At 60.6% G+C, this 12,470-nt stretch carries 10 protein-coding genes and 1 pseudogene; 3 read left to right on the plus strand and 8 right to left on the minus strand.

Annotation, left to right across the window (positions count from 1 at the left end; genetic code table 11):
* Positions 1-57: 57 nt before the first annotated feature.
* The gene (gene miaA, locus RLEG4DRAFT_RS23965; protein ID WP_171898234.1) at positions 58-954 is read right to left on the minus strand and encodes a tRNA (adenosine(37)-N6)-dimethylallyltransferase MiaA; all 897 of its coding nucleotides are present in this window, start codon (positions 952-954) and stop codon (positions 58-60) included.
* Here miaA and serB point away from each other — a divergent pair.
* Positions 953-1,843 (plus strand): phosphoserine phosphatase SerB, encoded by an 891-nt coding sequence (gene serB / locus RLEG4DRAFT_RS23970; RefSeq protein WP_003580655.1) that lies wholly within the window; start codon positions 953-955, stop codon positions 1,841-1,843. The two genes, miaA and serB, sit on opposite strands and share 2 nt — an antisense overlap.
* 131 nt (positions 1,844-1,974) lie before the next feature.
* On the opposite strand, the gene RLEG4DRAFT_RS23975 is transcribed toward serB, so the two are convergent.
* The 6 genes and pseudogenes from RLEG4DRAFT_RS23975 to thyA all read right to left on the minus strand — a co-directional run.
* On the minus strand, positions 1,975-2,904 hold the full coding sequence (locus RLEG4DRAFT_RS23975) for an IS110 family transposase (RefSeq protein ID WP_003580657.1): 930 nt from the start codon (positions 2,902-2,904) through the stop codon (positions 1,975-1,977).
* A 392-nt stretch (positions 2,905-3,296) separates the two neighbouring features.
* The gene (locus RLEG4DRAFT_RS23980; protein ID WP_003580658.1) at positions 3,297-5,033 is read right to left on the minus strand and encodes a Do family serine endopeptidase; all 1,737 of its coding nucleotides are present in this window, start codon (positions 5,031-5,033) and stop codon (positions 3,297-3,299) included.
* A 207-nt stretch (positions 5,034-5,240) separates the two neighbouring features.
* Positions 5,241-6,200: a protease modulator HflC gene (hflC, locus tag RLEG4DRAFT_RS23985; RefSeq protein WP_003580659.1), complete on the minus strand. Its 960-nt coding sequence runs from the start codon at positions 6,198-6,200 to the stop codon at positions 5,241-5,243.
* A 3-nt stretch (positions 6,201-6,203) separates the two neighbouring features.
* The gene (hflK, locus tag RLEG4DRAFT_RS23990; RefSeq protein WP_003580661.1) at positions 6,204-7,286 is read right to left on the minus strand and encodes an FtsH protease activity modulator HflK; all 1,083 of its coding nucleotides are present in this window, start codon (positions 7,284-7,286) and stop codon (positions 6,204-6,206) included.
* Between the two features lie 148 nt (positions 7,287-7,434).
* Positions 7,435-7,953: a dihydrofolate reductase gene (locus tag RLEG4DRAFT_RS23995; RefSeq protein ID WP_003580663.1), complete on the minus strand. Its 519-nt coding sequence runs from the start codon at positions 7,951-7,953 to the stop codon at positions 7,435-7,437.
* A gap of 13 nt (positions 7,954-7,966) precedes the next feature.
* Positions 7,967-8,245, minus strand: a pseudogene (gene thyA / locus RLEG4DRAFT_RS24000) (thymidylate synthase); the annotation flags it as partial.
* Between the two features lie 1,041 nt (positions 8,246-9,286).
* Here thyA and RLEG4DRAFT_RS39130 point away from each other — a divergent pair.
* Positions 9,287-9,967, plus strand: a complete 681-nt coding sequence (locus tag RLEG4DRAFT_RS39130; RefSeq protein WP_085061927.1) for a hypothetical protein — start codon at positions 9,287-9,289, stop codon at positions 9,965-9,967.
* Between the two features lie 76 nt (positions 9,968-10,043).
* On the plus strand, positions 10,044-11,930 hold the full coding sequence (locus tag RLEG4DRAFT_RS24010) for an AAA family ATPase (protein ID WP_003580664.1): 1,887 nt from the start codon (positions 10,044-10,046) through the stop codon (positions 11,928-11,930).
* Positions 11,931-12,002: 72 nt separating this feature from the next.
* Here the strand turns inward: RLEG4DRAFT_RS24010 and RLEG4DRAFT_RS24015 are convergent, their stop codons facing one another.
* A complete protein-coding gene (locus tag RLEG4DRAFT_RS24015) occupies positions 12,003-12,287 on the minus strand; it encodes a helix-turn-helix transcriptional regulator (protein ID WP_125869653.1) in 285 nt (94 codons plus the stop codon).
* Positions 12,288-12,470: the final 183 nt, after the last annotated feature.

A 12,470-nucleotide genomic window follows, 5' to 3' on the forward strand; every position in this document is an offset into this window, starting at 1 on the left:
GTGAAAACAGCAGGCGCGATCCGGCGCCAGATAGCGGGTGGCGCGGCGTTCCTCATCCTAAACCGTCAGCCGTTCCCAGCTGTCGTCCATTTGGTTGCGGAACCATGTCATTTGCCGCTTGGCATATTGCCGCGTCGCCGCAGCACCCTTCTCCAGTACCTCGTCACGCGTGATCTCGCCCGTCAGCATCGCCGCAATTTGCGAGACGCCGATGGCCTTCATCACAGGCGCCTCGGCCGGCAGGTCGAGCGCCAGCAGCGCCCTCACCTCGTCTTCCGCGCCTTGGCGCAGCATCTGTTCGAATCGGCCGTTGATGCGCTGATGCAGCACCGCCCGATCCGGCAGCACGACGATCTTGCGAGCCTGGGCGCCGTCGATCACAACCGGTCCCGACCGGCCCTGGAAATCGGCGATCGATCGCCCCGTTGCCTTGACCACTTCAAGCGCCCGGACGATGCGTTGCCCGTCTTGGCGGTTGAGACTGGCCGCCATGGCGGGATCAGCCTCGGCGAGTTCGGCATAGAGCTCCTCCGGCCCCTCCTGCAGCAGCCGCGTCCTGAGTTCCTCGCGCAGTGCCTCCGGTATCCGGGGCATATCGGAGAGGCCACCCGTCAGCGCCTTGAAATAAAGCCCGGTGCCGCCGACGAAGACCGGCAGCCGTCCGGCTGCCCTCAGCGCCGGCAGCAGCGCCGAGACATCGCGAAGCCAGGTTCCCGTAGAATAGGCCGCACCTGCCGGCACATGGCCGTAGAGGTGATGCGGAACACCCTGCATCTCTTCTTCCGACGGGCGCGCGGTCAGCACCCGCAGAGTGTCGTAGACCTGCATACTATCGGCATTGACGACCGCGCCGTTATGGCGCTTGGCCAATTCGACGGCCAGCGCGGACTTGCCGCTGGCGGTCGGCCCGGTTATCAGGATCGCGTTCACTGTGCTCAGAAGGTTTTCCATCATGGCCCTCGTTGCCACGCTTGTTGCCAATCCGTCAAATCCCGTGCTGACCTCCAAGATCGCCGAACAGGCGGCCGAGGCAGTGAACGCTTCCGGCCTTTACTGGCTGGCCGACGGCATCGCTTGCGACATCGCGCTGCGTGACGGCACGGATGCGCAAGCCGCCGAGGCCAATATTCTTGCCGACATATCAGGCTTGCCGATCGACCTCGTCATTCAGGAGCAGGAGACCCGCCGCAAGAAGCTGCTGATCGCCGACATGGATTCGACCATGATCGGCCAGGAATGCATCGACGAACTTGCAGCCGAAGTCGGCCTGAAGGACAAGGTTGCGACCATTACCGCCCGCGCCATGAACGGCGAGATCGCTTTCGAACCGGCGCTGCGGGAGCGTGTCGCCCTGCTGAAGGGCCTGCCGATATCGGTCGTCGACGAGGTCATCGCCAAGCGCATCACGCTGACCCCGGGCGGCCCGGAACTGATCGCCACCATGAAATCGAAAGGCCATTACACCGCGCTGGTCTCCGGCGGCTTCACCGTCTTCACCAGCCGTATCGCCGCCACCCTCGGCTTCGATGAGAACCGCGCCAACACGCTGCTCGAAGATGGCGGCGTCCTCTCCGGCTTCGTCGCCGAACCGATCCTTGGCAAGCAGGCGAAGGTCGACGCGCTGAACGAGATTTCGGCTCACCTCGGCATTTCGCCGCAAGACGCGCTCGCCGTCGGCGACGGCGCCAACGACCTCGGCATGCTGCAGCTCGCCGGCGCGGGCGTCGCCCTGCACGCCAAGCCCACCGTCGCTGCCCAGGCGCAGATGCGCATCAACCACGCCGACCTCACCGCGCTGCTTTATATCCAGGGGTATAGGAAGACGGATTTCGTGACTGCGTGAAGGTGACATCGCGCCAGAGCAGACATACGGAAGCCCCTTCGCCCGCTATATCTTGCTGCAGGTCAAAGAGAGACGGCAAGGCGCTGCCACGCGTCTCTTCTCCCCAGCGGGGAGAGCGACTGTCTTGTTTGTCAAGCATTTTGCCATGATCGTCCGTCCCTAATAATGGCGTTGAGGATGGTGAGTAATTTGCGCATGGTTGCGACGGTCGCGACGATTTTCGGCTTGCCGGCCGCGACCAGGCGATCGCGGAAGGTCTTGAGAGCCGGGTTGTAGCGAGCGGCGACGAGCGCGGCCATGAACAGGACGGCCCGGACCTTGCCCCTGCCGCCACCGATGAAGCTCTTGCCTTTCCATTTCCCCGACTGCCGCGTCCATGGCGCAAGACCAGCCAGCGAAGCGATCTGGCGTCGATTGAGGCTGCCGAGTTCCGGCAACTCGGCCAGCAGCGTACGCGCTGTCGTCGCCCCGACACCCGGCACCGAGGTCAACAGTTCCTCCCGCAGCCGCCAGACCGGCGACTTGCGGATATGGCTGTCGAGATCGGCATCGAGGCTTTCGAGCTCGCGGCGCAAGGCTACGAGCAGGCGCTTGATGCTCTTCTGCGCCGGCTTAGCCAATGCCATGCGCAACCGGTTCTCCTCGGCAACGGTCATCTGCACGATCTGGCGCCGGCGGGCCACGAGCTCCGACAGGGCTTGCGTCTGGGCATCGCGCAACGGCCGGATCTCGGGCTTCGTCGCGAGAATGAAGGCGGCGATGACGGCGGCATCGATCGGATCGGTCTTGGCCCTGCGGCCGATCGCATGGGCATAGGCGCGCACTTGCGCCGGATTGACGACGAGGACGGTCAATCCGGCGGCCGACAGCCCAGCCACCGCCAACATCTCGTAGCCGCCGGTCGCCTCCAACCCAATCACATCGGCACCGATGGCTTTGAGCCGGGCGACCAACTCCTCGATGCCGACATGGTCGTTGCTGACGGCAAAGACCTCCCCTTGCGGCAGCACCGCAACATCCAGGCGCTCTTTCGAAACGTCGATTCCGACGACAATCTCCATCTGATCCCATCCTTGCCTAATCGGGCTTTGCCTTCGCAAGCGGCCCCGGCGACTGTTCGGGTTCAATGGAACAGCGGATGGAGACCCACGCTCTCCCACGGGCTCGCACGCCCAAAGATGCATCGGTCTTCCATCCGCCACCGCAACCGGCATTACAGCGCCAATAGCGGACAAAGGGAAGTTACAAAGGTGCCGGCAGGCGGTTGAGGGGGTGAGCGGCAAAGCCGCGAATGCGCTGAGCGCATGCGAAGAGCAATGAATGGCATGCCGGGCCGCCCCCTCATCCGACCCTACGGGCCACCTTCTCCCCGCTGGGAGAAGAGGGAGCAAGCCGCGACTGTATCAATGATATCTCGTCGCTCCTCGTCTTAGTGGCCTGTCCCCCTACCCGCTTATTCCATCGGCACCGCTACAAACCGCAGATCGCCATTCGCCGATGCGATCATCAGCTGGGCGTTGCGGCGGCCTTCCTGCTTCAGCGACTTTACCTTGGCGGCGACCGCGTCCGGCGACTTCATGAACTCCTGAGCCACCTCGACGATCACGTCGCCGGGCTTCAGACCCTTTTCGGCCGAAGCGGAGCCGGGCGTCACCTCCGTCACGACGACCCCGTCGACGCTCTCGGCAATGCCGAAAGCCTTGCGCGTCTCGGCGCTCAAAAGCGACAGCGACAGGCCGAGCACGTTCTTCGGCGTGGCCGTATCCGGTGACACCTGGCCCTGGTGTTGGTCGGGCGCCGGCGCGCCCGGTGCGGGCTGGGCCTGATCGCCGGAATCCGGCTCGTCCATGTCGTTGTTCTCGCCCGGATCCGGGGTGATCACCCCGTCATCCTGCGAACCATCGGGTGCCGCGTCGCCGGATGCAGCCGCCTGATCGCTGTCCTCGAGACGGCCGAGCTTCACCTTTACGGTCTGCTCCTTGCCGTCGCGTAGCACCACCACGTCGACTTCCTTGCCGACCGTACTTTCCGCTACGACGCGCGGCAGATCGCGCATTTCGCTGACGGTCTTGCCGTCGAATTTCAAAATTACGTCACCCGCCTTGATCGAGCCATCATCGACCGGTCCGCCCTTGATGACGCCGGCGACCAGCGCGCCCTTGGCGGTGTCGAGCCCGAGGCTGTCGGCGATATCGTCGGTGACCGGCTGGATGCGCACGCCGAGCCAGCCGCGCCGCGTCTCACCATATTCACGCAATTGGTCGACGACGCCGGAGGCAAGCTCGGAGGGTACCGAGAAGCCGATGCCGATCGAGCCGCCGCTCGGCGAAATGATCGCCGTATTGATGCCGATCACCTCGCCCTTCATGTTGAAGAGCGGTCCGCCGGAATTGCCTTTGTTGATCGCCGCATCCGTCTGGATGAAGTTGTCATAGGGCCCGGCATTGATATTGCGGCCGCGCCCGGAAATAATGCCGACCGTCACCGAACCGCCGAAGCCGAACGGATTGCCGATCGCCATCACCCAGTCGCCGATGCGCATCGTGCTGGAATCGCCGAATTTCACCGATTTCAGCGGCGCCTTCGGTTCGACCTTCAGCACTGAAAGGTCGGTCTTCGTATCCGTGCCGATCAGCTTTGCCTTGAGCTTCGACCCATTGGCGAAGTTGACTTCAATATCGTCGGCGCCCTCGATCACATGGTTGTTGGTGACGATATAGCCGGTCGGGTCGATGACGAAGCCGGAGCCGAGCGAGCTGACATTATGGTTGCCACCCTTGTTGCCCTGCTTCTTGTCGAAGAAGTCATTGAAGAACTCCTGGAAAGGCGAGCCGTCGGGCGCGCGCGGCGCCGGGCCGACGCCCTCGTCGTCCTTCACGTTCTGCGAGGTCGAGATGTTGACCACGGCGTCGAGCAGCCCTTCGGCGAGATCGGCGACCGAAGCCGGACCGTTGTTCGGCGCTCCGGCTTGAATTGGAAGAGCCGGCTGCGGTGCAGCGGCTGCAGGCGGCGCAGGAGCAGGAGCAGGCGTTTCCGGAGTAGCCGGAGCAGGTGCAACAACTCCCGGCGCTGTCGTCTGCGGCGCGGTTTGCCCATAGGCGACCCCGTTCATGCCGGCATGCGCAAGAATTGCAGCGCTGGCCATAAGCGCGAGCGTTCGTCTGAAGGGCGAGCGATTCGTGGGGGCCATCAAGCTTCCTCATAAGGGGTAAATGCGCACATTGAGCACCAGCATAAGGCGGAATGATGGAGGGCGAAATCACCTTTTCGCGAAATCCCCGTGCAATATGACGTACCCTCGCAAAAGCCTGATTCTCTCGACCTTTCCACGAAAAAAGGGCCGGCACCCGGGCCGGCCCTTTCAGGATTGTGGGGATGCGAATGGCATCCCGTGGCGTCAGTTCGCTGGCTGGGCGGGTGCTACTGGGGTAGCCGCGCCGGGAGCTGCCGCAGCCGGATTTGCCGGCGCTTTCAGGGTGCCGGCGGCATTGTCGAAATAACGGAAGAATTCCGTATTCGGCGACAACACCAGCGTCGTGTCCTGCGATGAAAGCGCTGAGGAATAAGCCGCCATCGAGCGATAGAACTCGAAGAAAGCCGGATCCTTGTTGAAGGCGTCGGCGAAGACGCGGTTGCGTTCCGCATCGCCTTGACCGCGCAGGATTTCCGCGTCGCGCTGGGCGCCCGCGGTAAACTCGACGACCTGGCGGTCGGCGACGGCCCGGCGCCGCTGGCCTTCTTCATTGCCCTCCGCGCGGATACGCTCGGCTTCGGCCAGGCGTTCCGAGCGCATGGCGTTGTAAGTGTTTGGCGCAACCTCGGGAGAAAGGTCAGTGCGGCGGATGCGAACATCGTCGATATGCAGGCCGAGATTTTCGGCATCCGTGCGCAGGTCGTCGCGGATCTCCAGCATCATCGCGACACGCTCTTCCGAGAGCGCCGCATTGTAGTCGCGCAGACCGTAGACACGGCGAAGCGATGAATCGAGCTGCGCCCTCAACCGCGCTTCCGCGGCTTCGCGGTCACCCGAGACCGTTTCGCGGAAGCGGCGGACATCCGAGATATTGTAGATCACGAAGGCATCGACGTCGAAGGTCTGGCCATCCTGAACCTGAACGCGGATATTATCGAGATCAAGCCTCAGCGCCTGCTTTTCGACCAGCTGGACGCGATCGGCATCCATGAAGCCGAAGGGCAGCTTGAAATAGATGCCGGGTTCGGTTTTGACCGTCTGGATCTGGCCGAAGCGGACGACGATTGCCTGCTCGCGGGCATTCACCACGAAGATCGACGAATAGAGCCCGACCAGCACGATGGCGAGGATGAGGAGAATGATGGGAAGTCTGTTCGATGTCATGGTTCAACCTCCCTGCTGCGCCGGCTTGCCGAGCTCATTGAGCGGCAGATAGGGCAACACACCCTGCTTCTCGTCGATGATGACCTTCTTCGAGCTCTTCAGCACCTGCTCCATCGTTTCGATGAACAGCCGCTTGCGGGTCACTTCGGGAGCCTTCGAATATTCGTCGTTGATCGCAGTGAAGCGCTGGGCTTCACCTTCCGCCTCCTTCACGACGCGGTTCTTGTAGGCGGCCGCATCTTCACGAATTCGCGCCGCATCGCCCCGCGCCTGGCCGAGCTTCTGGTTCGTGTAGCGGTTGGCGTCTTCGATCGTGCTGTCGCGGTCCCGGCCGGCACGCTGCACTTCTTCGAAGGCATCGGCGACTTCACGCGGCGGCGCCACGTTCTGAATCGTCACGCCGGTGACGGTCACGCCTGCGCCATAGCGATTCATCGTATCCTGCACGATATTGAGAACATCCACTTCGATCGGCTGGCGATTGCTGCGGAAGGCGTCCTGCGCCGGACGCCGCCCGACGATTTCGCGCATCGCGCTGTCGGAAACCTGCTGCAGGGTCTCTGCCGGATTTTCAACGTTGAAAAGATAGGCCTTCGGATCACTGACCGTGTAGAAGACGGCAAACTGCACATTGATGACGCTCTTGTCGCTTGAGAGCATCAGGCCGTTCGAAGACGATGCCGAGGTCGCCCCGATATTCAGCTGTTGCACGGTCACCTTGACCGTCTCGACGGATTCCATCGGCCAGAAATGGAAATGCAGGCCGGGCATCGAGATCTCTTCCTTCGGCTTGCCGAACCGCAGCTCGACGCCGCGTTCGTCCGGCTGCACCACGTAGACGCACTGGATCAGCCAGAAGACGGCGACGACCGCCGCAACGATCACCGCCACGCCGCCGTTGAAACCGCCAGGAACGATATTGCGCAGTTGGTCCTGTCCGCGCCGAATAATGTCTTCCAGGTCGGGCGGTCCGCCCTTGCCGCCGCCGCGCGGGCGGTTCGGCCCCTGGCCCCATGGTCCCTGATTATTATTACCGCCGCCGCCGCCCCAAGGGCCGCCGCCGCCATTCTGATTGCTCCAGGGCATCAAAACCTCGTTGTTCGTTAAGTCTTCCACGCATCCGGAACCGTGGGGGCTGACCGGTGGATGCGTTGGGACCGTTATAAGTATCGCCGCATCGGCTTTCAACGCAACGTGAGAAACTTGGTCAATTTAATTGGAAAATAGTTCATTTTCAGGCGCGTCGGCGCTCATAGACCACGTAGCGCGTGGGATAGGTATCCTTCTCGCCGGCCGCAACCGCGATCGCCTCCCCCGCCTGCCAGATGTCGGGATCGATGACGGGAAAAGACGCGTCTCCGTCAAGGTCTGCCTCGACATGCGTAATGCACATCCGGTCGGCAAGGCCGATCGCCTGCGCATAGACCTGCCCGCCGCCGAGGATGCAGACCTCGTCGACGCCGGTTTCGCGCGCCAGCCTTTCGGCCGCCGTCATCGCCTCCGGCAGCGAGTGCGCCATGGAGACATCGGGATGGTCTATCGCCGCCTGCCTGGAGATGACGACGTTCGGCCGCCCCGGCAGCGGCTTGCCGATCGAATCATAGGTCTTGCGGCCCATCACCACAGGTTTGCCCAATGTCATCGCCTTGAAGCGCTTGAGATCGCTCGACAGCCGCCAGGGCATGTCGCCATCGCGGCCGATGATGCCGTTGCGGGCAACGGCGGCGATAATGGTCCTGCGGATGTCGGCCATGCAATGTCCCGGATCAGACGGCGATCGGCGCCTTGATGCTGGCATCGGCCTCGTAGCCGATCAGCTCGAAATCGTCGAAGGTGAAGCCGAAGATGTCCTTCACATCGGGATTGATGCGCATGAACGGCAGCGGCTTCGGCCGGCGCGCCAGCTGCAGCTTCGCCTGTTCGAAATGGTTATGATAGAGATGCGCGTCGCCCAGCGTGTGGATAAAATCGCCAGGCTTCAGCCCAGTCACCTGAGCCACCATCATCGTCAAAAGCGCATAGGAGGCGATGTTGAAAGGTTTTCCGACATCATCACTATTTTTCATAAGTCAGTACCTCACGGATGCCGGATTCCAGAATCTGTTGAATGCCTAATCATCGCACGAACTGTAAGGGCCAGTCTACGATGTAGAACGTTCGCTCGAGGCACCGCTAGTCGAATGTGGGCAGCGAGGCCACATCTGGCCTTGCTGTTCCCAAGCAAACGCTACGAGAGGATGGCCCAGTCAAGGCCTTTAGAGCGAGTGCAACGAGCGTGCCTTTACGGGGACAGCCACGAGTGGCCGAACAAATATAAGCATTCGCGTCAGCGAATTCCGTTTTTGTGAGTTCGTCTCCCGCAACAGTACGCGAGATGAATGTAAAACGGGCTGGCTTTGATTCGGATGACTAGAATGAGAAGGCCGGAAGCCGCGCATATGCGCGCCGTCGGCCCCTCTCGTTCGCGCGAACCCGAAGCAGGCTTTACCCTCGAAAGTCACGACCTTCGCCGCGGTGCCCGGAACGGGCATTAGTTTGCGAGCGCCCACTCCAATGTTCGGTCGTCGATGGAACTTGCGCCGAGTAATTTCAGCCCCGCAATAAATGTTGACATTCAGGATGACATGACATAATGCTCACCATATAAACAATTTGATCCAGCTGAAATCCTTGTGGAGTTGGGGGCGCTGTCAACTTTTACCTTTCGGGGCACAGACATCGACACTGAAAGACTCATACTTCTTATCCGAACGACGCGCGGAGCTGTTTAGTCATGGGGACTGGAATGCACTTGATCTCAAGCCTTATGGATCCTCCAGTAACCGCACCTACCTGCGTCCACCTGCAATGGACTGGACTAGAACCTTGCGAAGCGACTGTAGCGGGCGCGCCCGTCTTGACCTCCTGCGGGCTGGCTGGGCCTGCATTGAGCTCAGCGGTATTGTACAGGGGGCACTTGCACACGATGGACGGTGAGTGGATGAGTACCAACTGGCCCCTCTATATAAAACCCGACCGTGGCGTCGCGCCGAGCTACACTCGCTCGCATGGTTTGAAGCAGCAATCGGCAAAAGGCGGCCATTGAGATGTCTTCGAAGCAAGAAGATGGTCGGCAATCCACGTCGCCTCATGCCGCGAATGCGGCGCTGACATCCATTGAACAGACTGCTGGAGAGCGAGGCGTCGCACCGCCCGCGAGCGCAAGCCGCTACACAGAGAAAGAATTACTTCGGCTTGCTGTTCATGAGGTAGGCCATGCATTGGTGGCTCTCTCCGTTGGATACGCATCCAGCGCGACAATCGCGCTCTCGCGGGTTTTCGATCCTGCTGCTTGGTATCTTGGCGGAATGACGGACTTTGACTTGATAGAGGATCGCCTTCCGACCGAGACGAGTCTGCTGAACCGCATCGCGGTCGGATACGGCGGGATGGCGGCTGAAGTTGTTGTGTTCAATGATCGCTCGGTTGATTCAGGTGGCATCTTTGGAAGCGACATCGAACGGGTAACAGCAATCGCACGGCGAATGGTTGGAAGCTTTGGATTCGGAAAGACTCCGGGTTACCTCGCCGCGGTCGATACCCTTGGGTACAACGCGCTGCCCGAACGGCTTGAGAAGCAGGCTTTGCGAATTCTCGACGCTGAGTATCGACGCGCTCTTGAGATCCTCGGCGGAGAACGCGATCGGATCATGTCCCTGGCCAATAATGCTGTTTCCCACAGGTCGGTAAAAATTGGTTGGCCAAATGGGCAGCCTCCGAACACCTGACGACCACGAGCAGAGTCATGCGCTCCTTGCTGCAGAGAAAAGCATTTGCCGAACCTCCCGAATTCGGAACGACGTTATGGATATCCCCCGCAACCGTCAGGGATTCGCTCTGCCGGAATACCTTGCCTATGCGAGTATCGAACGCGCAATTCGTCCGTACGCGCGTTCAGACCGTTTCGCAGTCGCTCTTGTGCTCCCGCGCTGGGAGGACAAGGCCATATACCTGCGAGCCGCGGCGGCACATTTGAATCCTTTGGACAACTTCCGAGTTTCTGATCGCGCCTACATTGGCGACGAAAAGCCGGAAACGTATGACAGCATTCTTGATGACTTCGCCAACAGGCGGACAATCGTGCTGTTTAAGGATGGCGAATCTGTACCCCAAGAGGTTGCCATCGCATTCGATAGCGTCACTCATCTGGATGTGCCCTCCATCCGGATGGTCCAGGGCATTGTCAAATGGATTTATAAGCTAGAAATCGGTTCAGAAGATGCCGAACTTCTTGCGCGAAGCGATTGGCGGCACCTGAAATTGGCCGTCGTACGCGGACGTCCTATTTCGCGGGTCCTCTCGAGCCTTCGCAAGCTTCAAGCCGCGCCGCTAAGCGCATCTGTGAAAAGGACGATCATCGACGAGACGATCTCGCTTGAACGGATGGAAGGATATGGAGAAGCAAAGAACTGGGGTCTGGACCTCGCGCGCGACGTCGGAGACTGGAGCACCGGATCGTTATCTTGGGACGATGTCGATCGCGGAATTTTGTTGTCGGGGCCACCGGGGGTGGGAAAGACCGTCTTTGCTAGAGCACTTGCACGCACCTGCAAGATGGCACTCGTCGTCGCTTCATATGCAAAATGGCAAGCGAAGGGCCACCTAGGCGATTTCCTCAAAGCGATGCAGGGGAGCTTCGGGGAGGCCCGCAAGATGACGCCATCGATTCTCTTCATCGATGAACTCGATGCCTTCGGAGACCGCAACACCGTCGACAGCGATAATGCATCCTACGACATCAAGGCGATCAATGGCTTACTCGAGCAGCTTGATGGCCTAGAAGGTCGAGAGGGGGTCGTTGTAGTCGGAGCCTGCAACAATCCAGGTTGGATTGATCCCGCTATCACGAGGCCAGGCCGTCTTGACCGCCAAGTCCGGATTGGTCTGCCAGATGCAGACGCCCGTGCAGCGATCTTTCGCATGCATTTGCGGGAAGAGCTTTCCGCCAAGGACCACCGCGCCTTTGCCGCGGCGACCGAGGGCATGACGGGAGCGGACATCCAACAGATAGTTCGGTACGCCCGCCGGAATGCAAGGCGTGGGCGACATCCCCTAACGCCAGCCGACGTCTTTCGTCATGTTCCGCCTGCTGTCCCCGTGCCACCGGATGTCATTCGGATCAATGCAATCCACGAGATTGGCCACGCCATTGTTGGCGCGGCGCTTGGGATGTCCCTCTCGACCGTTTCTATTGCGTCCACACTGAGGCTTGATCAGACCCGACAGCATGTTGGCCAAGCTGTATTCGCACGCAATGTCTGGGCCCGCCGCACCAAAGATCACTACTTAGACATTATTGCGATGACCATGGGCGGCATCGCAGCCGAGCACGTTTTCCTGGGCTGTTGGGACGATGGCGCTTCCGGCGGCGCGGGATCCGACCTGCACGAGGCGACAAAAATCGCCATCGCGTTGGAGCGGTCATATGGCATGGGCAAAAACCTCGCCTCTTACGGGCCAGCTAGTAGTCTCGATACAAACGAGATCAGGCAGGTCGACAGTTCATTGATGGCTGAGGTCGAAGTCATCCTCCGTGATCAGTTCGATAGGGCGAAAGCAATTCTTGAGGATCGCAGGGACGCATGCCTCGAGCTAGTGGACAAACTGGTGAGACGCCAGTTGCTACCGGGCTCGGAGGTTATGGAAGCAATCTGCCAGATTTCCAGTGTACCCGAGAAACATAACGACTGAGCGCGATATCGCGCCGTGCGTTTCCAGATCGTAACTGATTTGCTCGAGACTCCCCTAGCGGGAAGCGCCGGATTAGGTTGTTTCCGACCTCTTCGCGAGAGCTGAATCACGGAGGTGACGGCTCACCGCCACGCCAGGCCCGCGATCGGGGTTGCCGTCAATGAATACGATTCCTTCGGCCTCAAGCGCGGCCCGAACCTTTGATATGGATTCCACGAGTATATTCTGCTCGCACTTCTCTATCCTGACCAGAATCTGTCGGCTCACGCCAGCCAAATTTGCAAGCTCCTCTTGACTTAGGCCAAGGAGTGCCCTGCCCGCCCTGAGGGCTATCATTATCTCCGAAGTCGAATCCATGGATTCGAGATGCCGGCAAGCGCGCGCCGTTGTCAACAATTACGCGCAAGGATTCGTTGGCCACCGAATAACGCCTACGCAGCAGAGATCACAGCCCGACCAATCACCGATGCGAAATCGCCCTTGGACCCCAGTCGTCGGCAATTTTGCTCATCACTCGATGAATGGATCCAAAAGCGGACC

The organism is Rhizobium leguminosarum bv. trifolii WSM2297 (assembly GCF_000271845.1).

Bases quoted from the DNA above. Each gene is read 5' to 3' on its own strand.
- RLEG4DRAFT_RS24015 (WP_125869653.1), bottom strand. From the start codon at position 12,287: ATGGATTCGACTTCGGAGATAATGATAGCCCTCAGGGCGGGCAGGGCA.
- RLEG4DRAFT_RS23995 (WP_003580663.1), bottom strand. From the start codon at position 7,953: ATGGCCGACATCCGCAGGACCATTATCGCCGCCGTTGCCCGCAACGGC.
- RLEG4DRAFT_RS24010 (WP_003580664.1), top strand. From the start codon at position 10,044: ATGGATATCCCCCGCAACCGTCAGGGATTCGCTCTGCCGGAATACCTT.
- serB (WP_003580655.1), top strand. From the start codon at position 953: ATGGCCCTCGTTGCCACGCTTGTTGCCAATCCGTCAAATCCCGTGCTG.
- hflC (WP_003580659.1), bottom strand. From the start codon at position 6,200: ATGACATCGAACAGACTTCCCATCATTCTCCTCATCCTCGCCATCGTG.
- miaA (WP_171898234.1), bottom strand. From the start codon at position 954: ATGATGGAAAACCTTCTGAGCACAGTGAACGCGATCCTGATAACCGGG.
- RLEG4DRAFT_RS23975 (WP_003580657.1), bottom strand. From the start codon at position 2,904: ATGGAGATTGTCGTCGGAATCGACGTTTCGAAAGAGCGCCTGGATGTT.
- RLEG4DRAFT_RS39130 (WP_085061927.1), top strand. From the start codon at position 9,287: ATGTCTTCGAAGCAAGAAGATGGTCGGCAATCCACGTCGCCTCATGCC.
- hflK (WP_003580661.1), bottom strand. From the start codon at position 7,286: ATGCCCTGGAGCAATCAGAATGGCGGCGGCGGCCCTTGGGGCGGCGGC.
- RLEG4DRAFT_RS23980 (WP_003580658.1), bottom strand. From the start codon at position 5,033: ATGGCCCCCACGAATCGCTCGCCCTTCAGACGAACGCTCGCGCTTATG.